Genomic DNA, 22,622 nt, shown 5'->3' with positions numbered 1-22,622 from the left:
TATATACCACGTCAAGGAGAGGTGTCCGAGCGGTTTAAGGAGGCGGTCTTGAAAACCGTTGAGCCGTAAGGCTCCGTGGGTTCGAATCCCACCCTCTCCGGTTGTGGGAAAATGTGGAGAGGTGCGAGAGTGGTCGAATCGGGCTCCCTGCTAAGGAGTTGTACCCTTAACCGGGTACCGAGGGTTCGAATCCCTCCCTCTCCGCCTATCGTTTCACATATGTGCCCATAGCTCAGCTGGATAGAGCGTTAGATTGCGGATCTAAAGGTCAGAGGTTCGAGTCCTCTTGGGCACATATGTCTTTTTGATCTGGAGAGGTGCGAGAGTGGTTGAATCGGGCGGACTCGAAATCCGTTGTACCGCGCTGCGGTACCGAGGGTTCGAATCCCTCCCTCTCCGGACCGGCTGCCGTGAGGCAGCCGTTTTTTTCTCACCGTGTGGAAAACTTGGGGAAAGCGGGGATACATCGAGGGAATTTCCTGTGGACTCCTCGTATACTCTCTCCTTGATCTTCCCCTGCAAGTTGGGTATAGTGAGTATCCGTGGAGAGATGACCGAGTGGCCGAAGGTGCACGCTTGGAAAGCGTGTGTACCCTAACCGGGTACCGGGGGTTCGAATCCCCCTCTCTCCGCCTACCTGTCAGGCCCTGTATGACGTGAGCGCTCCGAACCCCGTCAGGTCCGGGAGGAAGCAGCGGTAGGAGCTGCTCCCGTGTGTACGGTACGCCTGGCAGGTTTTTTTTTGCCTCCTTCACTTTCCCCGCCCTTTTCTTTTACGATAGGGGAAACGAGTGGGGAGTATACGCGGATGATCCACGAACACGTCCTGGTCCACCTCGCCGTGATCCTGGTGCTCGCGAAGTACGGATCGGCTCTCTTCGTGAGGCTCAAACTCCCTCCTGTTCTCGGCATGCTCCTCGCGGGTCTCCTCCTCGGTCCCTCGGGGCTCCACCTCCTGGAAGCCGATGTGGCCATACAGTGGTTGGCGAGGCTCGGTGTGATCTTCCTGCTTTTCGCCGCAGGACTCGAGACCGATCTCGATCAGATGCGCCAGCAGGGAAGGATCTCCGTGCTCGTGGCCCTGGGGGGGGTGTTGCTCCCTTTCCTGGCCGGCATGGGGCTCGAATTCGCCTACGGGGCTTCCTCGGCGAAGGCGGCGGTGATGGGGACCATGCTCACGGCCACGAGCGTGAGTGTGACGGTGATGGCCCTCATCGATCTCAAACGTCTCCGTTCTCCCGAGGGGACCACCATCCTTTCCGCCGCGGTGATCGACGACGTGATCGGGTTCCTCCTCCTCACCTTTTCGTTCGCCATCTATGGAGGGGGGGAGCACATCCTCTGGGTGATCGCGAAGGTGGTCCTCTATTTCGGGGTCACTTTTCTGGTGGGGAGCTTCCTCTTCCGGCCCTTCATGGAACTGTCCAGGAGGATTCACATCGAGAAGGCGGTCGTTTCCATGGGGATCGCCCTGTGTTTCATCTTCGCCTGGGCGGCGGAACAGGTGGGTGTCGCGGAGATCACGGGTGCCTATCTCGCCGGACTCTATCTCAGTCAGACCGAGTTCAGGCGCACCATCCTCGAGGGAATCGAGGATCTCGGACAGAGCTTCTTCGTCTCGATATTCTTCATCACCATAGGGCTCGAGACCTACATCGAGGGGATCTCGGGCGATCCGGTCTACATCGTGCTCCTCGCCTCCATCGCCCTCTTCACCAAGCTCATAGGGGCTGGAAGCGGTGCGCTCCTGGGGGGATTCTCCCCGATCCAGGCCCTACGCGTGGGGGTGGGGATGATCCCCAGAGGGGAGGTGGCCCTCATCGTGGCCTCCATGGCCATGGATAGGGGGATCTTCTCCCACGTGGAGTTCTCGCTCACCGTGCTGGTGGTGGTGATCACCGCACTCATACCCCCGCCGGTCCTCAAACTCTCGTATCGGGGCTCGGCATGAGATTGAATTTTTTTCTCCCAGGAGGGAAAATGAAACCTCGAAGGAGGGGGCCATGTATGTGATCGACTATCTCAAGCCCGAGGGGATCTTCCTCAACATGAAGGCCTACAAGAAGAAGGAGGAACTCTTCAAAATACTGGTACGCAGAGCGTGCGAAGTGGGTCTCGTGCCGGGAGAGATGGAGGAGCCGGTGCTGAACGAGCTCCTCGCGAGAGAGGCGCAGAGCACCACGGGAATAGGAGAGGGAATCGCCATCCCCCATTGCAAGATGGAGGGACTCCCCCATGCGGTCATCATCGCGGCCACCATACCCGAGGGGATGAAGTACGGGAGCGTGGATGGAAAACCGGTCCGTCTCCTCTTCAGCTTTCTCTTTCCTGCGGATCAGGGGACTCAGTATCTCCAAGTGCTCGCGAAACTCTCCCGCATCCTCAAGGAGGAGGCCCTCAGAAACAGGCTGATCCTCTCCTCTTCCCCGGAGGAGTTCCGTGACATCCTCGCGCAGGCTGATGTGGTTCCCCTCGTGAAGGAGGGGAAGGCGGCGAAAGTCGTCTTCCTCCTCTGTATCAACGAGGAAGGGAAGGAGCAGGAAGTCTCTTCCAGTCTGGTGGAGGTGGGGGCTCAAACGACCGTGATCCTGGAGACAGAGACCCTTCAGAAGAAGCTCCTCTACGACATACCCATCTTCGCGGGGGTGAAGTTCTTCCACTCCCGTACTCCTTATTCCAAGACCTACATGGGGATACTCTCCAGTGTGGAACAGGCCGACTATCTCGCAGACCTCCTCAAGAAACAGGGGATAGATCTCACACGCCCGGGCTCCGGATTCCTGGTGGCCTTCGAGGCGGGAAAGGTGATAGGAGGGATCCCGGAGGAACTCGATGTGTAGGGGAGGTGTTCATGTCCTTTGAGGTGACCGCCAACAGGCGAAGGCCGCAGACGTTCAAGGATCTCAAGGGGCAGGAGTTCGTGGTCTCCACCCTCACCAATGCGTTGAAGGCGGGGCGTGTGGCTCACGCGTACCTCTTCTCGGGACCTCGCGGGGTGGGAAAGACGTCCGCAGCCAGGATACTGGCGAAGGCTCTCAACTGTGAGCAGGGCGTGACTCCCGAACCGTGCGGGACGTGCACCAGCTGCAAAGAGATCTCCCAGGGTACCGCCATCGATGTGATCGAGATCGATGGTGCTTCCAACACGTCTGTGAACGACGTCAGGGTGATACGTGAGGAGGTCCTCTTCGCCCCCGGCAAGGCGCGCTACAAGGTGTACATCATCGACGAGGTGCACATGCTCTCCAACAGCGCCTTCAACGCCCTCCTCAAGACCATAGAAGAGCCGCCTCCCTACGTGGTCTTCATCTTCGCGACCACCGAACTCCAGAGGGTCCCTGCAACCATCCGATCGAGGTGTCAGCAGTATCATTTCCGGCTCATCTCTCCAGAGGTGATAGCGAGCCTCCTCAGAGAGGCGGCCTCGGAGATGCAGGTAGAGGTCGAGGAGGAGGCTCTTTCCTGGATCGCAAAGGAAGCCGACGGATCCTTGCGCGATGCCTACACCCTCTTCGACCAGGTGGTCTCCTTTTCCGAGGGGAGGCTGTCGTACGCCCTCATCCAGGAGAAGCTGGGTCTCGTGGGGTTCGAACGCCTCCAGGCAGTGGTCGAGGCCTGTGCGAGGGAGGAGGTGAAAGGTGCTCTCGATCTCGTCCATGAAATCCTGATGTCCGGGGTGTCGGTCGAGCAGTGCGTGGTGGATCTTGCCGAGTACTTTCGGGCGCTCACCCTGGTTGAGGCCGGCATCGAACGGGAGAGCATCCTGGGGGTCGCACCTTCGCGGTTCTCGAAATCGGTGCGTACGGCCTTTTCTCCCGCCCAGCTCGAGCGGGCGATGGAACTGATCCTGGAGACGTATCGCAACATACGATATTCCCTCAACCAGCGGTATGATCTCGAACTCCTCGTCTCCCGACTCGCCCACCTTCGCAGGTGGGTCTCTTCCGAGGATCTGGTGTCGAGACTCGAACGCCTGCGGGCGGGGCTCGTCGGAGGAGCGGTTCAGGCCTCTCCTCCTCCCGAGGGTGCGCCGGATTCCCGAGAGGAGGGTGCGGGACCCCGGTCCCCTGGAGAGATCAGGGAAGCGGTGCTCGCAAGGGCCCGCGCCCATTCCCCCACGCTCCAGGCGGCTCTTTCACAGGGGCAGTGGCGGATCCAGGGACGACGGGTGGAGATCCTGTTCTCTTCCAAGGCTCCCCTCGCCCTTTGCGAGGAACAGGTGGATGTCATAAAGAGATTGTTCGAGGAAGTGGCGGGGAGGGGTGTGGAGTGTGTCCTGGGACGGATGCGAGGACAGGAGGACAGGAGCCCGGGGGAAGACGTGCAGATCGAGGAGCCGGTTGAACAGGTTCGGCGTATATTCAAAGGCGAGATCGTGAAGTGAGGAGTGATTATGAACCCCTTTGATGTGCTGAAGCAGCTCCAGGACCTTCCGGAGCGGATGCAACGTATTCAGGAGACCCTCACCGAGCTTCGGGTGACCGGATCGGCCGGGGGAGGAATGGTGGAGGTGGAGGTGGGGGGTGATTTTTCCGTGCACCGTGTGAAGATCGATCCCGAAGCCGTGGATCCGAACGACGTGGCGCTTCTCGAGGACCTGGTGAAGGCCGCGCTCACCAATGCCCTGGGGAAACTCCGTACTGAGCTCGTGGGCAAGCTCCAGTCCGGGCTCTTCCCTCCTCTCCTGGGGGGAGTATGAACTCCCTCGAGGTGCTCATCGGCCATCTCTCCCGTCTGCCGGGGGTGGGGAAGAAGAGTGCGAGCAGGATCGCCCATTGGTTGCTCAAGGCGGACAGGGCGTTCGTACAAGCCCTGGGTCGGCTCATCATGGAGCTCCCGGATCGCGTGAAGCGGTGCAGCCGGTGTGGCATGTACTCGGATGCGACTCTCTGCGAGATATGTAGTGACCCTGCACGTGACCATGGGACCATATGTGTGGTGGAACAGCCCTCTGATGTGTGGGCGATCGAGGCGACGCATACGTACAGGGGCCTCTATCACGTCCTGCACGGCGCCATCGCCCCCCTGGAGGGGGTTCGCCCCGAGGACCTCACCATCGATGCCCTCGTGAGACGCCTCGAGAGGGAACCGGTGGAAGAGGTGATCATCGCCACCAATCCCACGGTGGAGGGCGATACCACCGCTCTCTATCTCGTCAGGCTCCTCAAGGACTGGGGGGGGAAGGTCTCCCGTCTCGCACTGGGACTCCCGGTGGGTGGAGACCTCGAGTACGCCGACAGGGTCACGCTCGCGCGGGCGCTTGAGGGCCGTCAGCGCATTTCCTCCGGGGAGGGGGACGGATGAGGATCTTGTTCATAGGGGGCACAGGGAACATCTCTTCCGCCTGCGTGAGGGAGGCGCCCGCAGAGGGGGTGGAGACATGGATCCTCGTTCGGGGCTCGTCTGACCGCCCTGTGCCGGAGGGAGCCCGCGTACTCCTTGGGGACATCACGGACAAGGATTCGATACGGGATCTCCTCCGGCCCTATTCCTTCGATGTAGTGGTGGACTGGGTGGCCTATACGCCTCGCGATGTGGAGCGGGATCTCGAGCTCTTCGAGGGGAGGACGCAGCGGTACGTCTTCATAAGCTCTGCCTCCGTGTATCGGAGACCTGCACCCGGGGTGTTCCATCGGGAGAGCGACCCCCGCGGGAACCCCTTCTGGGACTACGCGAGGGAAAAGATCCGGGGAGAGGACCTCCTCCTCGAGGCGGCACCTTCCCGGGGGATCCAGCCGCTCATCGTGCGGCCCTCCCACACCATAGGGGAGGGATGGATTCCCACATCGTTCGGGTCGCGCGACTTTACGGTGCCCGCGCGTATCCTTCGCGGAAAGCCGATCGTGATCCACGATGATGGGCTCGCCCTCTGGACGCTCACCCATGCCGAGGACTTCGCGAGGGCCTTCGTCCCTCTCATCCTCAAACCCTCACTCCGCCATGCGGCCTATCACATCACCTCTCCCTTCGCCTATACCTGGGAGGAGATACACGAGCGCCTCGCGGAGGCCCTCGGAAAGCGCTCCCGGGTGGTCTACGTCCCCTCACGCCACATCGCCCGCCTCCTTCCCAGACAGGGGGCGAGTCTCATGGGGGACAAGCGGTACACCACCCTCTTCGATACCTCCCGTCTCAGGGAGGAGGTGCCCGACGTGCAATTCCGCATCCCTCTCGAGGAGATGATCTCCCGGTCGCTCGCGTGGTACGAGAGGCATCCGGAGAAGCAATGCATCGACTCCCGTCTGGATGAAGCTATCGACAGGCTCGTCGCCCTCCAGGATCGGGTGGAGTCCCTGTGGAAAGAGGGTGAGGGTGTCAGATCTGAAGGGTGAGAGTCACTGCTGCGGCGTCGTTCCGTGAGAGATGGGTGATGGTCGCGTCGAAGTGGATGGAGACGGCTTCGCATTCCTGCTTGAGCGACTGTATGTAGAATCCCGTCATGTCGATGGAGCCGAAGGGGATGTCCCCTCCCGAGGCGAGGTACTGCTCGAGGCTCTGCTCGGTGAGGGCCGCCTTGGTGTCGTGGAGGGACTCCTGGGTGAGGTGCGCGCGGTACTCCCGGTTGTACACCGAGATCTGAAACCGTACCGCAGACCCCTGCCGCGCCTCCACGGTCTTGAAGAGCCACATGACGTAGAGCTTCTGCTCCTCCTTCGACATGTGGGTGAGGACCATGTTGCGAAGCTTTTGATCGAAGAAGATCTGATCTATCTTGATTCCCGGGATGTTCTTTCTCGTGGCGAAGGAGTAGATGTTGGCGTTCTCGGTGTTCATGATGAGTTCGATGAGGGTGGCTCCGAGGAAGTCCCCGATCTTCGACCGTCTCACGTATTGGAGAATGAGATCGGAGACGGCGGTGTAGAGGCTCTTATCGTCCCTGTCCTTGATGAAGGCGAAGAGATACCAGGTGAAGGGGGCCTGGTGGAGGAAGAATTCCCTCGCCACCTCCTTCTGGAGGGCGGCTTCCGGTGTCTCCGCCCCTTGCTCCTTCTCGACCGCGAAGTAGACCGGGGCGAGGAGGATGCCCTGGATCTTTTGGAACACCTCCCCATGGCTTTGGAGCAGCTGTTTCTGCGCAGCCTCGCTCACCACGGTGTTCTCGGTGATGGCCTTCTGCGGATTGGTCCTATTCCAGTGGGCCACCATCCGGGACTTGAGGAGGACCCTCTTGAGGTCCTCGTTGAATCGTTCCTGGAGGAGGGCCCTGAAGAGCATGCGGTTGAGGGTGAGGATGTCGTCACGCCGGGAAAGGATATCGCTGTCCGAGGCCTCTATGCCGTCCACATAGTGTTTGGAGAGGAGCTGGGAGAGTGTCTGGGCATTGATCCCGTTCACCACGAGCCCGAAGGTTTCGCGTGTGTCGGCGAAGCGGATCTTCTGGAGGGGGCGTCTGTTCTGGAGAAAGAGGTTCACCCCCTCCGGGCTGAGCGCGATCTTGAGTGGGATCTGAATCACACTTTTTTCGGATGGACTCTTCATCCCCTGCCTTCTATATGGAAGCCATCTTCTGTATCTCTTCTATTGTAATCCCTCTATGTCGTTTTGGGAAGGTCTTGAGGACGGCGACGGCGTTCCGCTTGTCGTTGTAGACCATGCCTCCGTTCCAGTACTCGATGGCGGCGAAGAGGGCGTTCCCTCCGTCCATCTCGTCGCTCTCCTCGGTGCGAAAGGAGATATACTTCTCCAGGGTGTCGAAGTCCTGGCGGAGAAAGGCCTCGGTACGGATCCTATGGAACTCGTTCCACTTTTCGAGGTTCTTGAACCCTTCCCCTTCGTCCTCCACGATGAGGTGGGCGAGTTCCGGAGTGAACCGGTACCATACCTTCACCTTCTTGTTGATGTCGCCTTTGTTGCCGTGCTTGATGGCGTTGATGATGAGCTCGCTGATCTGCTGTTCGAGGAGGTTCACCTCGCGGATCTCGGGAGGGGCCTTCTGTACGATGAGGAGCGTGAAGTAGCGCACCTGTCTCAGATCGCTGGGGAATTCCTTGTAGAACATGCCTTTCCGGTCGAAGAGCGGACTGTTCTCGTCCACCACGAGCTGTCTGATCTCATAGTCCTTGTCTTCCATGGTCGATCCTCCTTCCTGGTTACATCTTCTGGATGGCTTCCTCGTCGGAGTTGGCGATGGGCAGGTATCCGATGAGCTTTGTGAGCTCTATCACCCTCCGGACGGAGCCGTTCACGTGGGTGAGGAAGAACTTTCTCCCCGCCTTCTTGAAGAGTGAGTTCGTATAGATGAGGACACCCACCCCACGACTGTCGATATAGGGGACCTTGTTCATGTTGAGTATCATCTTCTGAGCCCCGGCGTTGAAGAGCCTGTCGATCTCCTGTTTGAGGGTGACGCAACTGAAGACGTCGAGGTCACCCTCCAATTCGACGATGTACACATCGCCTTTCGTGTTCGTCTGTACCTTCATGTTCACCCCTCTCAAAGAGTATAGACGGATGAAAGCGTCATTCCACTTTCATCAGCAAGAACGTCTGGTCGTCGTGCTGCTTCGCCCTCCCCACGAAGGAGGAGAGGTCTTCCCTCACCTCCCTGGCGATCTCGTCGAGCGGTTTCTCCACGTTCCGGAGGAGTACCCGGAGGAACCGTTCCAGACCGTATTGCTCCCCTTCCATGTTCATGGCCTCGGTGATCCCGTCGGTGTAGAGGACCACTACGTCCTCTTTCTCGAGGGGGATGTGTTTTTTCTCATAGACCGTGTTGGGTTCTATGCCGATGGGAAGGCCTCTGGTGTCCACCCGGATCACCTTGCGTGCGGAGGGCCGCAGGATGAGCAGGGGGTGGTGGGCCGCGTTGGTGTACTCGAGGGTGCGGTTCTGTGCATCGTAGACGGCATAGGAGACGGTGGCGTAGTGGTCCATGCTGATCCGGCCGAAAAGACCGCGGTTGAGCCAGGTGATGGTCACGGCCGGATCCCGCTGCGGGGTGGCGATGAGGTGGAGGATCGAGTGGATCATCACCATGATGAGGGCAGCCGGGACGCCCTTGCCCGCGACGTCACACATGAAGAGCCCCAGTTTGTGCTCGTTGAGCGCGAAGATGTCGTAGTAGTCGCCGCTCACACCGTGGAGGGGAACGGAATACACGTTGAGGGAGACTCCCGGCATGGATGGCATGGATTGGGGGATGAGCTTCTGCTGGATCTCCGCGGCGATGTTCACCTCCCTCTCCATCTCGCGCTTCTCGATGAGTTCCAGGTAGGTGTACACCATGTCTATCATGAGTGATGCGTAGTCGGCGAACGTCTGGATGTGGGTGAAGTCGTTCTGGGTGAAGTAGCGGTTCCTCCGCCTCTTGGAGACCGAGAGGACGCCGAAGACCCTGTTGCTCGCGATGAGTGGAACCGAGATGTAGGAGCTTATGTAGAGCAGGTCGTCGCCCCGGTTGTACTTGAGTCTCTCGTCCTGGGCCGAGTTGCGGATGAAGACGGGTTTCACCTCTCGGACGGTCTCCGCGAGCACGTTGTCACCCGCGATGGGAACCGGTTGGGATCTGAAGTACTCCTCGAAGGCGCTCGATTTGGTCTTCACCATGGAAGGTACGGGGAACGGAGGAGGATAGAACCCCGAGACCGCACGCACCCTGAGGGACGAGGGGTCGTATTCGTCTACGATGAGGATGGCTGCACCGTCGGCGTCGGTGTTCTGCATGGCTGATTCGGCCACGTACTGGAGGATCTCGTCCATGTTGAGCTCGGAGCGGGCTACGGTGGACACGCGACGCATGAAATCGAAAAGGCGCTCGATATCGGCGGTGAGGGCACCTACGTTGTGTTCCTGCTGGGAGAGGTAACGGTGGATGTAGTAGGAATAGAGGACGCCGAGGAAGAGAAGGGGGAAGAGGGGGATGTACTGGCCCACCCGTGTGGTGGAGTACCCGAAGAGAGAGAAGAGGAGCGGGGGGAGGCCGAAGAGGGGGAGTGCGACGGGTCTGATCGCGATGATGTCCTCGGCCCCTTCGGTATTGTGTATGGTGATCTGGGAATACTCCACCATGAAATAGATGGCGAGGAGGAGGAGGGGAACGACGGCGGTGAAGAACAGAAGGGGCTGGATGCCCGATATCTCGAGGACGGCGAGGAGGAGACCGAGGGTGAAGCCGACGGTGAAGACGGGGATATCGGCTTTCCTGGGTCCGGAGTAGGCCCTGATCCAACGGACGAGGAGGAGAAAGGAGAGAAGGTCCACGAGGAGATTGATGCTCTGCCAGGGCAGGAACAGGATGAGGATGTCCCTCAGGAGGAAGAGGGCAGGGATGAACAGTAGGGGTCTGAGGGCCCGATCGGGTATCCGTCTCGTCCAGTAGAACGAAAAGACAAGGAGTACGATCTCTATGAAGATACGGAGTGTGTAGCCTGTTCCCAACATTACATTTCTCTTTCCAGCGGTCCAGCGGTGTCCTTGTAGTCTAAAGAAAGTATATGCTCATATACAGAACGCTGTCAATGAAGTTTTTCATGAACAGGGACACGGTGGCCGTCTCGGTGGTTGTGTGGGGGAGGGGGGGGACGTGCCGCTGAGTACGGCGCCTCTGCTTGGGGGGAGAAGTGTGTGGATCCGTACCGGTATGGGGCGGCCGCCTCTTTCCGTGGATCTCATGGGCTCCGGCCCTGGTAAGACTGAGGGTTTCGTGTCATAGTTATATACAGGAAGGAGACGGTCATGCGACGATCGGTAGTATTGGTGGGGCTGGGGGCGCTGCTCTTGGCCGGATGTGTGACGGTGCCCTACACCCCGGATGAGGATGCGGTCTCCCGGGTCGTGGCGCTCATCGACGGGCACGACGTGGGGGCGCTTATGGAGGTTTCGAGGGTCCCGTTCCTCTTCGAGTCGGAGATCCTCCTCCGGCCTGCGGACGTGGAGGGCCTCTGGAGGGGGCTCGCGGATGCAGGAGTGGTGATAGGTTCCTTTCGGATAAAGGAGGTGTTCCGCGTGGATGAGCGGAGGCCCGAATGGTCGGGGGTGGATATGGAGGTGGCGGCGTTCTTCTCACGGTACACCGACAGGGACACCACGTGTGTGATCCTCGAGACGGTCTACGGTGAGATCGCCTTTCTCCTTGGCCGCCCTGTACGGGGGGTGCCTCAGATCCTCGGGATGAGGGGGCCTGCGCTATGAAGCGGATCCTGGTCCTGGTCTGGCTTCTGTGTGGTCCTGTGCTCTTGGCTCAGGAGCTCACCGCGGTCTATGTGGAGGGCTGGGTGGACAAGAAGACGCGTGCGGGGACCCTGGAGGAGCTCTTCCTGGGGGATGTGCTTGGTGTCGGGGAGGGGGTGGTGACCGGCGCGGATGGGTTTACGGAGCTTGAGATGGAGGGGGGGACGGCGGTGAGGGTTGGGCCCCACTCGGTCTTCATGGTGGAGGAGATGCCGGCAGAGGAGGGAACCACCACGGGGTTCGCGGCGCTCGTGGGAGAGGTGGGGTACAAGTTCGGGGCGTTCACCGGGGCCGAGCCGGCGGTGCGGACCCAGAGCGCGGTGGCGGGGGTGAGGGGGACGGAGTTCGTGGTGTACGCGGGAGAGGACGGGAGTTCGGTGATCGCGGTGAGCAAGGGGGTGGTGGAGGTGGAGGCGCAGGGCGAGCGGGTGGTGCTCAAGGAGGGGGAGGCGGTGGAGGTGCCGTTCGGTGCACCGCCTTCCGAGAAGTTCTCCTATCACGGGAAGCCGCTCGATTTCTCGACGTGGAACGAGAAACGCCTCGAGGCGATGCTCGCCGATCCGGTAGGGGCGCTCCGGCGGGTGAGGGACCAGATCGCCTCTTTCATGGACAAGGCGGATCTGCTCAAGGAGGAGCAGGAGCGGATCGGGGCCGAGGTGGAGGCGCTCGGCGAGGAGTACGAGAGGATCAAGCAGGAGCAGGGGCTCGATGCGGCGCAGGCCTTTCGACGGGAGCAGATCGATCCTCTCACGGTGCAGGCGGCCTACCTGGGGTTCAATTACCGGTACTACGCCCTCTCGGCCCTGTCGATGAGGCGGTTCGTGGTGGCGCGGCTCTACGTGCCCCTGCGGACGAGGGCCTTTGCGGGGGGTGGGGCGGAGTGGGAGGCCTTCCTCGAGGCTTACCGGGCGTTCCTCGCCTTCTTCGAGGAGCGGGTGGTGCCGTACCTGGTGGAGGCGGATATCTAGTGGGCCGTCCGGCCTGCGCATCTCTCGACGGAGGTGACGACGATGAAGGGACGATACCTCATACTCGGCGTGCTGAGCCTCGCGATCCTCGGCGTGTTCGCCGGGTGCGACCTCTTCGGAGGGATCTCGATAGAGGAGCGGATCGAGATGTTCTTCGATGATGTGAACCATCATCCGGAGGATGTCTACACGAACTTCCACCCCGACGCCGATGCCTACGATGCGGTGAAGGACTATGGGAATACGCTGGGGCAGGTCCTCCCCTCGGGACAGGGGTATACGTATCGGGATCTTTCGGTGGATGGGGATGTGGCGACCGCAAAGGTGGACGGCGGCTCGGGCTTGTATGAGTACACCGGGGAAGAGATTCGCTTCGAGATGAAGAAGGAAGGGCCCGACTGGTTCATCTGGACGGTGACGTTCAAGGGATCCACGTACTGATGGTGCTCCTCTCCTCCTCCCGGGATGTGTTCCTGAACCTCGCGTACGAGCAGTACCTCCTCAGGGCGGGGAGGGAGGGGGTGCTCTTCCTCTACGTGAACGACCCGGCGGTGGTGGTGGGGAGGTTCCAGATCCCGTGGGCCGAGTGCTGGCCCGAGAGGCTGGAGGAGAGGGGGGTGGTGCTCGCGCGGAGGGATTCCGGGGGGGGCGCGGTCTTCCACGACGGGGGGAACCTGAACCTGGCGTGGGTGGGGCGGGCCGGGGAGCGGGGAGGGCTCGCGCGGTTTCTCGTGGGGGTGCTGGAGGGGATGGGGGTGCGGGTGGAGGTGGGGGAGCGGGGGGATCTGTGGCTCGAGGACGGGCGCAAGGTCTCCGGCGCGGCCTTCCGGATCACGGGGGGATGGAAGCTGGAGCACCACACCCTCCTGGTGGAGACGGATCCCGTGTGTGTGGAGGAGGCGCTCCGGCCGGTGCCGGGGAGGTTCGAGGGGAAGGGGGTGGGGTCGCGGCGGGCGCGGGTGGGGAGGATAGGGGAAGTGGCGGGGTGCGGGCTGGTGGGGGTGCGGGAGAGGGTGGCTGCGTCCTGGGGAGGGGAGGTGCGGTGGGTGGGGAAGGAGGAGATGCGGGGGGTGTGTGGGGAGGAGGTGGCGCGGCTTTCGGGGAAGGAGTGGGTGCTGGGGAAGTCGCCGGGGTTCGTGTGGGACTGGGGGGGGATGCGGGTGCGTGTGGAGGGGGGGAGGGTGGTGGAGGGGGTGCCGGGGATGGAGGGGGAGTGGTTCGCGCCGGAGCGGGTGATGGGGGCGGTGGGGCTTGAGGAGACGGAGGCCGGCGGTGTAGGGTTCGGGAGGGAACGACGTTTCGAGAGGAGGGATCCATGAGTATACATATAGGAGCGAAGGAAGGCGAGATCGCGGATGTGGTCCTCCTTCCCGGCGATCCGCTCAGGGCCCAGGAGATCGCCCAGCGGTTTCTCGACGACCCTGTGTGCTACAACAGGGTTCGGAACATGCTCGGCTTCACCGGTACCTGGAGAGGGATGAGGGTCTCGGTCCAGGGCACGGGGATGGGTATCCCCTCGATCTCCATCTATGTGGAGGAGCTCATCAGGGAGTATGGGGCCAAGATCCTCATGCGTGTGGGTACGTGTGGAAGCCTCCAGCGAGATGTGGGCCTCTACCACCTGGTGCTCGCACAGAGCGCCTCCTCCGATTCGAACGTGAATAGACGCCGGTTCCGCGGTCTCGACTTCGCGCCGTGGGCGGACTTCGATCTCCTTTCGACGGCTTTCCAGGTGGCACGGGAGAGAGGACTTCCCGTGCACGTGGGAGGTGTCATTTCCTCGGATACCTTCTATCAGCCCGATCCCGAGGAGTGGAAGCTGTGGGCACGGTACGGGGTCATGGCCGTAGAGATGGAGGCCTCCGGGCTCTACACCATCGCACTCAGGGAGGGGGTGAAGGCCCTCACCCTCCTCACGGTGAGCGACAGCCTCGTCACCGGAGACCTCACATCCGCTGAGGAACGGGAGAAAGGCATGCTCTCCATGGTGGAGGTGGCCCTCGAAACCGCCTCTCGGGTGAGAGAGGCCCTTTGACGGGCCTCTCGATCTCTTTTCCTAGATCTTGTCGATGAGGATGGAACACTTCCCCGAAGGGATGGGGAGGGTCTTCCTCTTCTTCCCCAAAATGTCGATGGTGAAGTAGTAGAGCTTCTCGGATTCGAGCCTCACTTCCCAGCCCATGTTGTTCTTGTTCGTGAGGATGGTGATGTAGTTTCTCTTGAGTGACAGGTTCTCGATGCCCATGATCTCGAGGGCGGGGATGATCCAGTCCACGGTCTTGCGCGGAAGGCTGATGGAGAGCCCTATCACGTTCTCGATCATGAGCGTGATGGTGGCGAGGGCGACATAGGGGAGGAAGTTCTTCCTCGGAAACTCGGGATGTCCCTCCCAGATGGCGGGTCCCTCCTTCGTGGGTTTGTAGGCCTCCCAGAGATCTCCTCTCGTCTTCTCGTCGGGGTAGAGGGTGTCGAGGATGAAGTAGAGATGGCGGAACGCCGCCTCCCGGGCGAGTTCGTAATGTTTGTAGAGTTCCAGCCCCTTGATCACCATGAAGGTGAAGCAGGGGTAGACCGAACCACAGGGGCCGTTTCCCTCTTCCGAGAAGAGGGGATCGGAAGCGGAGATGGTGGGGAAGGGATTGGGAGTGCCGAATTCCTTGGGGTCCCTGAGGTAGGAGATGAGTCGCTCGGCCCTCCCCTCGTTGGGGATCTGGGCCAGAAGGGTCCAGAAGGCGCCGAGGGTACGGTGGGGCAGCTGCCGCTGATCCTTGTCGAGGTCGTAGTAGAACCCCGTCTCCTCGTCCCACATGAGGTTGTTGATACGGGTCTTGAGTGCGAAGTAGTGCTTCCTGTAGAAAAAACTGAGTTCTTTGTCGTTGAGCAGGTCCCCCAGTTCCGCCATGTACCACGCGTTGAGGGCTGCGAGGGCGTTGAAGTCCACCGGGTAGTAGGCCTCTTCCCTGGAGGGGGTGGGAATCATCGTGGCGGAGAGGGGGGCGTGGTAGAGGCCTGAGTCGTCCTTGCATGTGGCCTCGAGCCAGGTGAAGTACTTCTGGAGATAGGGCATCACCTCCTTGATTCGCTTCTTGTTCCCTATTTTGTGGTAGAGGTTGTGCTCGGTCCAGGCGAGGAGGGGTGGGGCGAGACCCTCGGGGTTGTCCGGTGTGAGAAAGGGGGCCCCTTCCTCCACATCGTAGTATGCCCTGATGGCGCCGTTCTCCTCCTGCTTGCGGTAGAGGTTGTCCATCTGGGGATGGGCCGGGTACTCGTTGTTGCTGTAGACCAGGAAGAAGGTGGAGAGGGCCGATTCGAAGAGGCTGAGCAGGTCGGCCTCGGGGTGGATGAAGAACTTCTTTGCCCACCCGTTCTGTCCCTGCTTCCAGAAGTCTGCAATGAGGGCCCAGGTCTGGTTGTAGAGATCCACCAGATCCTGATCGTAGAGGTGTACCTGAGGAAACTTGGAGTCTATCACTGCTGCTCCTGTGGTGGAAAGTAATGACGCACTATTGTATCATTTCCCCTGGATTCGTCAATTGATGTCGTGGTTGTTTATAGTGAAAACATAATGAATTATCCGGTTTCTGTCAATTTGGGGTGCATCGGTGAGCCTTGACGGATCCCCGAGTCGTATGTAAAAGTCTTTGCTGTTATGCAGAGAAAAGAACTCGAGATCACCGCCGAACTCGCCGCTCTCGAGCTTTCCGAGGAGGAGTTCTCCCGTCTCCAGGAAGAAGTGGAGCAGATGCTCCATTATTTCGAAACGATGGATGAGTTGGAAGTGGAAGATGTGCCCCCGACCACCCACGCATTCATTCGAAAGAACAGACTCCGGAAGGACGTGTCCATCCCGTGGGAGAATCGTGATGTCCTCCTCGAGAACGCGCCAGAGGTGGAGGACCGGTTCATCGTCATCCCGAATGTGCTGTAGGGGGCGACATGAAGGAGTATCACATGGATCTTCTTGACGGGGGAGCGAAAGAGGAGACCTACCTCTCGAAGCTCAAGGAGAGGAACGGGGAGATAGGGGCGTTTCTCTCCCTCGATGCGGCGCGCGGGAAGGCCCTTTCGTCGGGGGACGGCGTGCTTCGTGGTCTCTCCTTCGGGGTGAAGGACAACATCGCGGTGGAGGGGTTTCCTCTCACGTGTGCGTCCCGGATACTCCAGGACCTGGTGAGTCCCTATACCGCGACCGCGGTGAGGCGGCTTCTCGAGCAGGGAGCCGTGGTGGTGGGCAAGACGAACCTGGACGAGTTCGGCATGGGGTCTTCCTGCGACATGTCGGCCCTTGGGAGGACCAACAACCCCTGGGATCTCTCGAGGGTGGCGGGAGGTTCGTCCGGAGGAAGTGCTGCCGCGGTCTCCGCAGGGATGGTACCCTTCGCCCTGGGCTCGGACACCGGAGGTTCGGTGCGTCAGCCGGCGGCGTTCTGCGGGGTATATGGCCTCAAGCCCACCTACGGTGTGGTATCCCGTTTCGGTCTCGTGGCCTACGCTTCTTCCCTCGAGGTGATCGGGGCCGTGGCCATGGACCTCGACCTCCTGGAGACGGTCTTCGAGGTGATGCGGGGTGAGGACGAAAGGGATCACTCCTCCCTTGATCCGGAGGAGGACGAGTGTGAGGTGAGGCGGATCGCCGTGCTCACCGGAGAGCTGGGACTCGAAGCACCGGTGGCCCGGGCGTACGAAAGGGCCCAAGAGGCGCTCAAGGATCTGGGTTTCCAGCTCGTGGAGGTCGGCCTCCCTGAGCTCGAATATGCCGTCCCCGCCTACTACACCATTGCAACGGCGGAGGCGAGCGCGAACCTGGCGCGGTACACCGGTATCCGCTACGGACACCGACCGATGTGGTCGGAGAACCCCCAGGAGCTCATGCGCAAGGCGAGGAGCGAGGGATTCGGTCCCGAGGTGAAGCTCCGCATCCTCCTGGGAACCTTCGTCCTTCGCTCGGGGTTCCAGGATCGCTACTACCACAAAGCGCAGCGGGTGCGCACCCTCATACGGAGGAGCCTCGAGCAGGTGTTCTCCTCCGCGGACGTCTTGCTCATGCCGGTCTTCCCTACACTCCCGTTTCCCCACGGAGAAGGAGGGCTCTCCTCCTTCCAGCAGAAGATGGCGGACCGTTTCACCACCACCGCGAATCTCGCAGGTGTGCCTGCGCTCGCAGTGCCCGTGGGAAGAGAGGAGGGCCTTCCCGTGGGCGTCCAGGTGATGGCCCCACCGTTCGGGGAGCAGCGTCTCTTCCAGGTGGCACGTGCGTATCGCCGTGTGTACACTCCGGAACACCCCGTCGCCTATCCCCCGTTATGGAGTTGAGCCGTGTATCAGGCGTATATCGGTCTTGAGATCCACATACAGCTTCTCACGAAAAGCAAGGTCTTCTGTTCCTGCAGGGCCCAGTTCGGTGATGAACCGAATACGAACGTGTGTCCGGTGTGTATGGGATATCCCGGGGTCCTGCCCGCCCTCAACGAAGAGGCGGTGAGGATGGGGTATGTGGTGGCCCGCGCCCTCAACTGTACTTTGAGCAGGCGTACGGTCTTCGCGAGGAAGAACTACTTCTATCCCGACATGCCGAAGAACTACCAGATCTCACAGTACGATGATCCGATCGGTCGGGATGGGTATATCGACATCGAGATCGGGGGGAGGATCAAGCGGGTGCGTGTCCACGAGGTGCACCTGGAGGAGGATGCGGGTAAGATGATCCACGTGGGGGACGCCTCCTTGTGCGACGACAACCGAGCGGGCACACCGCTCCTCGAGATCGTGACCGAGCCCGATATGGAGAGCGGGGAGGAGGCGGAGGCGCTCATCCAGGAATTCCGGCGTATGGTCCGCTACCTGGGCGTGTGCGATGGGAACATGGAGGAAGGATCGCTCAGATGCGACGCCAACGTGTCGGTCAACGAGGCGGGCAAGGGGCTCGGCACCAAGGTGGAGATAAAGAACCTCAATTCCAGCAGGTTCGTGCGCCTGGCGCTCGACCACGAGATCGAGCGCCAGAAGGCCCTTCTCGAAGAGGGAAGGCAGGTGGTGCAGGAGACCAGGCTCTGGAACGAGAACCGGGATGTCACGGAATCCATGCGGACCAAGGAGAGCGCCCACGACTATAGGTATTTCCCCGAGCCCGATCTTCCTCCGTTCGTGCCGGACGAGGCCTTTTTCGCTCAGGTGGAGGCCTCGCTCGTGGAGCTTCCGCTGGCTCGGAAGCAGCGGTTCCTCTCGGACTATGGGATTTCGGTGCAGCAGGCCGACTTCCTCATAGAGGAGAAGGCTCGGGCCGATTTCTTCGAGGAGGCCGTGCGCCGAGGGGTCGCTCCTTCGACTGCCGCTGCATGGCTCGCCGGCGACGTGGCCAAGCTCCTCAACCGTTACAGGGTGGAGCTCGATGCCTCCCCGCTCACCATGGACCGTTTCGTCCTGCTCATGGAACTCCTTCAGAAGGGCGAGATCCATGGGAGGATCGCCAAGCAGGTCCTCTCGGCGGTATTCGAAGAGGACAAGGACCCTTCCCGGATCATCGAGGAGAAGGGTTGGAGACAACTCTCCGAGGAGGAGCTCGTGAAGGTGGTGGACGAGGTCATCACCGCTCACCCCAAGGCGGTGGAACAGGTGAAGGGAGGGGAGGAGAAGCCCGTCGGTTTCCTCATGGGTCAGGTGATGGCCCGTACCGCGGGAAGGGCCCACCCCGAGAAGACGCGCGAGGTGCTCCTCTCTCGGATCCGAGGAGGTGAGGGATGAGGGTGCTCGCAGCACAGATCGCCTCGCATACGGGGAAGGATGTGGTGGTGAAGGGGTGGGTGCACAGGATCAGGGAGCTGGGGGGTATCTCCTTCATCATATTGCGAGATCGCAGCGGGGAAGTGCAGCTCGTCCTCGAGGGATCTGCAGACCTCACGCTCGAGTCGGTGATCTCCGTGAAGGGAAGGGTTGAGGCGAACGAGAAGGCCCCCGGTGGGGCCGAGATTCACGTGGGTGAGATTGAGGTCCTCGCCCGGGCGGAACCCGATCTTCCTATCCCCATCAATCAGGATCCTTCCCAGCTCTCCCTCGACGCCCTGCTCGATCACAGGATGCTCTCCCTCCGTATCCCCAAGATCCGCAGCATATTCACCCTTCAGGCGGGCCTCGTACAGTATTTCGCAGACTACCTCAGGTCCCAGGGGTTCTCGGAGATAAAGACGAGCAAGCTCATCGCCACGGGGACCGAAGGGGGGACCGGTCTGTTCGAGGTGAACTACTTCGACCGAAAGGTATACCTCGCCCAGTCCCCCCAGTTCTACAAACAAGCCATGGTGGCCTCCGGGATGGAGCGGGTCTTCGAGATAGGGATGGCCTACCGGGCGGAGAAGCACGACACGCCCCGCCACCTCAACGAGTACGTCTCGCTCGACGTGGAGATGGCCTTCATAGAGACCGAGCACGATCTCATGGACCTGGAGGAGGGTATCCTCGCCTACATGTTCGAGAAGGTGAAGAGCGAACACGAGGAGGTGCTCAGACTCTGGGATGCCACGGTCCCGGATCCCGAGAGGGTGAAGGACATCCCCCGCATCTCGTACGACGAGGGGAAGAAGATCGCCTCCGAGCGTGCGGGGAGGAAGATCTTCGAGATCAACCCCGAGGCCGAACGTCTCCTCTGCGAGTGGGCCCATGAAAAGGCCGGGATAGAGGCGGTCTTCGTCTACGGTTTTCCCAGGAGGGCCCGGCCGTTCTATACCTATCCGGAGGGACGGAGTTCCACCAAGAGTTTTGACCTCCTCTTCAGGGGGCTCGAGATCACCACGGGCGGAAGACGGATCAACGAATACTCCATGCTCAAGGAGACCCTGCCGCTCTTCGGCCTCACCGAGGAGGGGCTCGGGGGATATGTGGAGATCTTCAAGTACGGATGTCCACCTCACGGTGGCTTCGCCATAGGACTCGAGCGTCTCACACAGAAGATCCTGGGGCTCCAGAACGTGCGGGAGGCCTCTCTCTTCCCCAGAGACAGACGACGGGTGTCCCCCTGAGGACGGGCTCTCGAGGTCGAAGAGGGGGGAGGACGTCCCCCCTCTTTTCATCCTTCTCGGACCGCCCGTGTGAGGCTTTCCAGCACCTGGGAGAGGTCTCCCAGGTTGAGCGGAAGGACGAGGGAGGTCTCCTTGCGGGCGAGTTGGGAGAGCTCCTCCACGTATTGCTGGGAGATCTGGAGGAGCACTGCATCCTCTCCCCCTTCCCGGGTCACGGCCCCTGCGAGGGAGCGGATGCTCTCGGCGGTGGCTTTAGCGAGGGCGCGGATCTCCACCGCCTTCCCGTCCGCTTCGTTGATCCTGGCCTGCTTTTCCCCCTCGCTCTTCTGGATGAGTTCCTCCATCACACCGAGCGAATGGTTGATACGGGATTCCATCTCCCCTTCGCTCTGGGCCACGACCGCCCGCTTCTCGCGTTCCGCCTTCATCTGGATCTCCATTGCTTCCAGGATACTCTGCGGTACATGGATGTTCTGGATCTCGTACCGGACGATCTGGACGCCCCATGGTTCCGTCGCGTCGGAGATGCCCCGCACGATGGCGGCGTTGATAGCCTCGCGCTCCTCGAATGTCTTGTCGAGTTCGAGCTGGCCTATGACGGAGCGCATGGTGGTCTGGGCGAGCTGGATGGTAGCGTAGTGATAGTCTTCTATGCCGTAGCTCGCCTTCACCGGGTCCATGAGTTTGAGATAGAGGACTCCGTCTATCTCTATCCGCACGTTGTCCCTTGTGATCGCAGGCTGTTTCGGGACATCGATCACCTGCTCCTTGAGGGTGTGGACGTATTTCACCTTTTCCATGAAGGGTACGAGGAGGTGGATGCCGGCTCCGAGGGTGCGGGAGTATTTGCCCAGGCGTTCCACTACCAGCACGGTCTGGGCCGGGACGATGCGGATCGATCTGAGGATCTGGACCAGAAGCACCAGGAGGATGATCCCGCTCATGATCCAGAGGGGGATGAGTTCGGGTATGAGGAGTGGATTCATCGTTCACCTCCTTGAGACTTCCCCGAGGCAGCCTCTTCCATCACCTGGAGGAGCGATCTCACCTGCGAGAGGTCGAAGGGAAGTACGGAGATCCTTGCCTCCGAGAGGATGTCGCCGAGCCTGGTGAGGAACTGTTGCGTGATCTTGAGCTTCACCGCCTTCCTGCCTCCGGGTTCGGAGATGGCCTTCCCCACCTCGGTGAGGCTCTCCGCCGTGGCCCGGGCGATCGTCTCCACCGCATGGGCCTCTCCCTCGGCGGTGTTTATCTTCGCCTGTTTCTCCCCCTTCGAGAGGTTGATGGCGCTCTCGCGCTCACCCCGTGCGAGGTTGATCCTCGCTTCCTTTTCTCCTTCGCTCGTGAGGATCTGCGCACGCTTCTTTCTCTCCGCCTGGACCTGTCGTTCCATGGCCTCGAGCACCGTGACGGGTGGGAGGATGTCACGTATCTCGTACCGCGTCACCTTCACGCCCCAGGGGTCGGAGGCCTCGTCCACGGCCTTCACGATGGCGGTGTTGATGCGCTCACGTTCGGAGAATGTGTTGTCCAGATCGATCTTTCCGATCTCGGACCTCATGGTGGTCTTCGCGAGCTGGATGGATGCATACCGGTAGTCGTCGATGCCGTAGCTCGCCTTCACCGGATCGACCACCTTGAGGTAGAGCACGCCGTCCACGGTGACCTGCACGTTGTCCCTCGTGATGCAGACCTGCGGTTCCACGTCGAGGACCTGCTCCTTGAGCGTATGGCGGTAGGCCACTCGTTGGAGGAAGGGGACCACGAAATGGAGTCCCGCACCCATGGTCTTGCGGTACTTCCCCAGCTGCTCCACCACCCACGCCTCCTGTTCCGGGACGATGCGGATGAGCCTGAAGAACACAATGAAGGCGAGCCACAGGATGAAGAGGCTCACGAGATAGGTGAGAAAGACGTTCATCGCCACCTCCTTGTCGGTTCGTATCCCGGAGGATCAGTCTTCCTCCACGTCGTCGTCCTGGCGGGTGACCGCGAACCTCAGTCCCTCCTGCTCGAGGATGAGGACCCTGGTCCCCGGCGGGATGGGTTCCTCGTCGTAGGTGACGGCCTCCCATGTGGTACCCTGGAATCGGATCCTCCCCGGCCTTTCCGGGGAGATCTCTTCGGTCACGAGGGCGGTGCGGCCCACGGATTCGGGGGTCTGGCGGTCGAGGAGTTTTCCCCCGAAAAGAGGGGTGAGGAACCTTCTGAGGAGCGCGAACGAGAGGAATGAGGATGCGACCCAGAGGACGACCTGGAAGAGGATGTCGTTGGCGAGGCCGGGGAAGATGAGGCAGAGCACCCCTGTGAAGACCGCCCCTGTGCCGAAGAAGAACACCACGAACCCTGGTATCCAGAACTCGAGGAGGGAGAGGAGGATACCCCCCAGGATCCAGAGAAGAGGAAGGTATCTCATACGTTCACTATACTTCCTCCCTTCGACTTCCGCAACGGATATAGTGCACGTTTCGGG

The 22,622-nt window shown here is 60.9% G+C and carries 23 protein-coding genes, 5 tRNA genes and 1 other RNA gene; 21 read left to right on the top strand and 8 right to left on the bottom strand.

Annotated elements, in window-relative coordinates:
• The first annotated feature begins 15 nt into the window (after positions 1-15).
• The 12 genes from STHERM_RS11205 to STHERM_RS11155 all read left to right on the top strand — a co-directional run bounded on the left by STHERM_RS11205 (position 16) and on the right by STHERM_RS11155 (position 6,332).
• A tRNA-Ser gene (locus tag STHERM_RS11205) sits at positions 16-100 on the top strand.
• Positions 101-115: 15 nt separating this feature from the next.
• Positions 116-204: transfer RNA gene (locus STHERM_RS11200), tRNA-Ser, on the top strand.
• A gap of 17 nt (positions 205-221) precedes the next feature.
• Positions 222-295 (top strand) — tRNA-Arg (locus STHERM_RS11195).
• 16 nt (positions 296-311) lie between these two features.
• Positions 312-399, top strand: a tRNA-Ser gene (locus tag STHERM_RS11190).
• Between the two features lie 145 nt (positions 400-544).
• A tRNA-Ser gene (locus STHERM_RS11185) sits at positions 545-632 on the top strand.
• Positions 633-638: 6 nt separating this feature from the next.
• Positions 639-736, top strand: an RNA gene (gene ffs, locus STHERM_RS11545) — signal recognition particle sRNA small type.
• Positions 737-808: 72 nt separating this feature from the next.
• Positions 809-1,951 (top strand): cation:proton antiporter, encoded by a 1,143-nt coding sequence (locus STHERM_RS11180; protein WP_013315002.1) that lies wholly within the window; start codon positions 809-811, stop codon positions 1,949-1,951.
• A gap of 52 nt (positions 1,952-2,003) precedes the next feature.
• The gene (locus tag STHERM_RS11175; protein ID WP_013315001.1) at positions 2,004-2,840 is read left to right on the top strand and encodes a PTS sugar transporter subunit IIA; all 837 of its coding nucleotides are present in this window, start codon (positions 2,004-2,006) and stop codon (positions 2,838-2,840) included.
• Positions 2,841-2,851: 11 nt separating this feature from the next.
• Positions 2,852-4,384, top strand: coding sequence for a DNA polymerase III subunit gamma/tau (dnaX, locus tag STHERM_RS11170; protein WP_013315000.1), 1,533 nt, complete (start codon positions 2,852-2,854; stop codon positions 4,382-4,384).
• A 9-nt stretch (positions 4,385-4,393) separates the two neighbouring features.
• The gene (locus STHERM_RS11165) at positions 4,394-4,699 is read left to right on the top strand and encodes a YbaB/EbfC family nucleoid-associated protein (protein ID WP_013314999.1); all 306 of its coding nucleotides are present in this window, start codon (positions 4,394-4,396) and stop codon (positions 4,697-4,699) included.
• Positions 4,696-5,304, top strand: coding sequence for a recombination mediator RecR (recR, locus tag STHERM_RS11160; protein ID WP_013314998.1), 609 nt, complete (start codon positions 4,696-4,698; stop codon positions 5,302-5,304). The genes STHERM_RS11165 and recR overlap by 4 nt, the downstream gene beginning before the upstream one ends.
• A complete protein-coding gene (locus STHERM_RS11155) occupies positions 5,301-6,332 on the top strand; it encodes an NAD-dependent epimerase/dehydratase family protein (RefSeq protein WP_013314997.1) in 1,032 nt (343 codons plus the stop codon). Before recR ends, STHERM_RS11155 begins: the two co-directional genes overlap by 4 nt.
• Here STHERM_RS11155 and STHERM_RS11150 read toward each other — a convergent pair.
• From STHERM_RS11150 to STHERM_RS11135, 4 genes are read right to left on the bottom strand one after another with little or no spacing between them, the layout of a single operon-like run.
• Entirely contained in the window at positions 6,316-7,455 is a 1,140-nt protein-coding gene (locus STHERM_RS11150) for a hypothetical protein (RefSeq protein ID WP_237223288.1), read from the bottom strand. The two genes, STHERM_RS11155 and STHERM_RS11150, sit on opposite strands and share 17 nt — an antisense overlap.
• 34 nt (positions 7,456-7,489) lie before the next feature.
• A complete protein-coding gene (locus tag STHERM_RS11145) occupies positions 7,490-8,071 on the bottom strand; it encodes an ATP-binding protein (RefSeq protein WP_013314995.1) in 582 nt (193 codons plus the stop codon).
• 19 nt (positions 8,072-8,090) lie between these two features.
• Positions 8,091-8,423, bottom strand: coding sequence for an STAS domain-containing protein (locus tag STHERM_RS11140; RefSeq protein ID WP_013314994.1), 333 nt, complete (start codon positions 8,421-8,423; stop codon positions 8,091-8,093).
• A gap of 37 nt (positions 8,424-8,460) precedes the next feature.
• Positions 8,461-10,380: a PP2C family protein-serine/threonine phosphatase gene (locus tag STHERM_RS11135; RefSeq protein ID WP_013314993.1), complete on the bottom strand. Its 1,920-nt coding sequence runs from the start codon at positions 10,378-10,380 to the stop codon at positions 8,461-8,463.
• A gap of 294 nt (positions 10,381-10,674) precedes the next feature.
• Between STHERM_RS11135 and STHERM_RS11130 the strand changes: the two genes are divergently transcribed.
• The 5 genes from STHERM_RS11130 to deoD are packed head-to-tail and all read left to right on the top strand — an operon-like array spanning position 10,675 to position 14,172.
• A complete protein-coding gene (locus STHERM_RS11130; protein ID WP_013314992.1) occupies positions 10,675-11,130 on the top strand; it encodes a hypothetical protein in 456 nt (151 codons plus the stop codon).
• Positions 11,127-12,137 carry a FecR family protein gene (locus tag STHERM_RS11125; protein ID WP_013314991.1) on the top strand — a complete coding sequence of 337 codons (1,011 nt, stop codon included), beginning with the start codon at positions 11,127-11,129 and terminating at the stop codon, positions 12,135-12,137. Before STHERM_RS11130 ends, STHERM_RS11125 begins: the two co-directional genes overlap by 4 nt.
• Positions 12,138-12,179: 42 nt before the next feature.
• Positions 12,180-12,578: a hypothetical protein gene (locus STHERM_RS11120; protein ID WP_013314990.1), complete on the top strand. Its 399-nt coding sequence runs from the start codon at positions 12,180-12,182 to the stop codon at positions 12,576-12,578.
• Positions 12,578-13,456: a lipoate--protein ligase family protein gene (locus STHERM_RS11115; protein WP_013314989.1), complete on the top strand. Its 879-nt coding sequence runs from the start codon at positions 12,578-12,580 to the stop codon at positions 13,454-13,456. Before STHERM_RS11120 ends, STHERM_RS11115 begins: the two co-directional genes overlap by 1 nt.
• Entirely contained in the window at positions 13,453-14,172 is a 720-nt protein-coding gene (deoD, locus tag STHERM_RS11110) for a purine-nucleoside phosphorylase (RefSeq protein ID WP_013314988.1), read from the top strand. The genes STHERM_RS11115 and deoD overlap by 4 nt, the downstream gene beginning before the upstream one ends.
• 21 nt (positions 14,173-14,193) lie before the next feature.
• Here the strand turns inward: deoD and STHERM_RS11105 are convergent, their stop codons facing one another.
• Positions 14,194-15,609 (bottom strand): MGH1-like glycoside hydrolase domain-containing protein, encoded by a 1,416-nt coding sequence (locus STHERM_RS11105; protein ID WP_013314987.1) that lies wholly within the window; start codon positions 15,607-15,609, stop codon positions 14,194-14,196.
• 177 nt (positions 15,610-15,786) lie between these two features.
• Here STHERM_RS11105 and gatC point away from each other — a divergent pair, with 177 nt between their 5' ends.
• Genes gatC through aspS form a run of 4 tightly spaced genes read left to right on the top strand, consistent with a single transcriptional unit; the run spans position 15,787 to position 20,149 of the window.
• Positions 15,787-16,065, top strand: a complete 279-nt coding sequence (gene gatC / locus STHERM_RS11100; protein WP_013314986.1) for an Asp-tRNA(Asn)/Glu-tRNA(Gln) amidotransferase subunit GatC — start codon at positions 15,787-15,789, stop codon at positions 16,063-16,065.
• A 23-nt stretch (positions 16,066-16,088) separates the two neighbouring features.
• Positions 16,089-17,450 carry an amidase family protein gene (locus tag STHERM_RS11095; RefSeq protein WP_041623802.1) on the top strand — a complete coding sequence of 454 codons (1,362 nt, stop codon included), beginning with the start codon at positions 16,089-16,091 and terminating at the stop codon, positions 17,448-17,450.
• Between the two features lie 3 nt (positions 17,451-17,453).
• Complete coding sequence (gene gatB, locus STHERM_RS11090) at positions 17,454-18,878, top strand: Asp-tRNA(Asn)/Glu-tRNA(Gln) amidotransferase subunit GatB (RefSeq protein WP_013314984.1); 1,425 nt, start codon at positions 17,454-17,456, stop codon at positions 18,876-18,878.
• Positions 18,875-20,149 carry an aspartate--tRNA(Asn) ligase gene (aspS, locus tag STHERM_RS11085; RefSeq protein WP_013314983.1) on the top strand — a complete coding sequence of 425 codons (1,275 nt, stop codon included), beginning with the start codon at positions 18,875-18,877 and terminating at the stop codon, positions 20,147-20,149. Before gatB ends, aspS begins: the two co-directional genes overlap by 4 nt.
• Positions 20,150-20,196: 47 nt before the next feature.
• Here the strand turns inward: aspS and STHERM_RS11080 are convergent, their stop codons facing one another.
• The 3 genes from STHERM_RS11080 to STHERM_RS11070 are packed head-to-tail and all read right to left on the bottom strand — an operon-like array spanning position 20,197 to position 22,565.
• Positions 20,197-21,135 (bottom strand): SPFH domain-containing protein, encoded by a 939-nt coding sequence (locus STHERM_RS11080; protein WP_013314982.1) that lies wholly within the window; start codon positions 21,133-21,135, stop codon positions 20,197-20,199.
• Positions 21,132-22,070 (bottom strand): SPFH domain-containing protein, encoded by a 939-nt coding sequence (locus tag STHERM_RS11075; RefSeq protein ID WP_013314981.1) that lies wholly within the window; start codon positions 22,068-22,070, stop codon positions 21,132-21,134. The genes STHERM_RS11080 and STHERM_RS11075 overlap by 4 nt, the downstream gene beginning before the upstream one ends.
• A gap of 33 nt (positions 22,071-22,103) precedes the next feature.
• Positions 22,104-22,565 (bottom strand): NfeD family protein, encoded by a 462-nt coding sequence (locus STHERM_RS11070; protein WP_013314980.1) that lies wholly within the window; start codon positions 22,563-22,565, stop codon positions 22,104-22,106.
• Positions 22,566-22,622: the final 57 nt, after the last annotated feature.

It is taken from the genome of Spirochaeta thermophila DSM 6192 (assembly GCF_000147075.1).
Taxonomy (GTDB): Bacteria; Spirochaetota; Spirochaetia; order Winmispirales; family Winmispiraceae; genus Winmispira; species Winmispira thermophila_A.
Note: the sequence above shows the minus strand (reverse complement) of the source record. Positions and strands in the feature narration are given on the sequence as shown.

Bases quoted from the DNA above. Each gene is read 5' to 3' on its own strand.
- STHERM_RS11180 (WP_013315002.1), top strand. From the start codon at position 809: ATGATCCACGAACACGTCCTGGTCCACCTCGCCGTGATCCTGGTGCTC.
- STHERM_RS11175 (WP_013315001.1), top strand. From the start codon at position 2,004: ATGTATGTGATCGACTATCTCAAGCCCGAGGGGATCTTCCTCAACATG.
- dnaX (WP_013315000.1), top strand. From the start codon at position 2,852: ATGTCCTTTGAGGTGACCGCCAACAGGCGAAGGCCGCAGACGTTCAAG.
- STHERM_RS11165 (WP_013314999.1), top strand. From the start codon at position 4,394: ATGAACCCCTTTGATGTGCTGAAGCAGCTCCAGGACCTTCCGGAGCGG.
- recR (WP_013314998.1), top strand. From the start codon at position 4,696: ATGAACTCCCTCGAGGTGCTCATCGGCCATCTCTCCCGTCTGCCGGGG.
- STHERM_RS11155 (WP_013314997.1), top strand. From the start codon at position 5,301: ATGAGGATCTTGTTCATAGGGGGCACAGGGAACATCTCTTCCGCCTGC.
- STHERM_RS11145 (WP_013314995.1), bottom strand. From the start codon at position 8,071: ATGGAAGACAAGGACTATGAGATCAGACAGCTCGTGGTGGACGAGAAC.
- STHERM_RS11140 (WP_013314994.1), bottom strand. From the start codon at position 8,423: ATGAAGGTACAGACGAACACGAAAGGCGATGTGTACATCGTCGAATTG.
- STHERM_RS11135 (WP_013314993.1), bottom strand. From the start codon at position 10,380: ATGTTGGGAACAGGCTACACACTCCGTATCTTCATAGAGATCGTACTC.
- STHERM_RS11130 (WP_013314992.1), top strand. From the start codon at position 10,675: ATGCGACGATCGGTAGTATTGGTGGGGCTGGGGGCGCTGCTCTTGGCC.
- STHERM_RS11125 (WP_013314991.1), top strand. From the start codon at position 11,127: ATGAAGCGGATCCTGGTCCTGGTCTGGCTTCTGTGTGGTCCTGTGCTC.
- STHERM_RS11120 (WP_013314990.1), top strand. From the start codon at position 12,180: ATGAAGGGACGATACCTCATACTCGGCGTGCTGAGCCTCGCGATCCTC.
- STHERM_RS11115 (WP_013314989.1), top strand. From the start codon at position 12,578: ATGGTGCTCCTCTCCTCCTCCCGGGATGTGTTCCTGAACCTCGCGTAC.
- deoD (WP_013314988.1), top strand. From the start codon at position 13,453: ATGAGTATACATATAGGAGCGAAGGAAGGCGAGATCGCGGATGTGGTC.
- gatC (WP_013314986.1), top strand. From the start codon at position 15,787: ATGCAGAGAAAAGAACTCGAGATCACCGCCGAACTCGCCGCTCTCGAG.
- STHERM_RS11095 (WP_041623802.1), top strand. From the start codon at position 16,089: ATGGATCTTCTTGACGGGGGAGCGAAAGAGGAGACCTACCTCTCGAAG.
- aspS (WP_013314983.1), top strand. From the start codon at position 18,875: ATGAGGGTGCTCGCAGCACAGATCGCCTCGCATACGGGGAAGGATGTG.
- STHERM_RS11080 (WP_013314982.1), bottom strand. From the start codon at position 21,135: ATGAATCCACTCCTCATACCCGAACTCATCCCCCTCTGGATCATGAGC.
- STHERM_RS11075 (WP_013314981.1), bottom strand. From the start codon at position 22,070: ATGAACGTCTTTCTCACCTATCTCGTGAGCCTCTTCATCCTGTGGCTC.
- STHERM_RS11070 (WP_013314980.1), bottom strand. From the start codon at position 22,565: ATGAGATACCTTCCTCTTCTCTGGATCCTGGGGGGTATCCTCCTCTCC.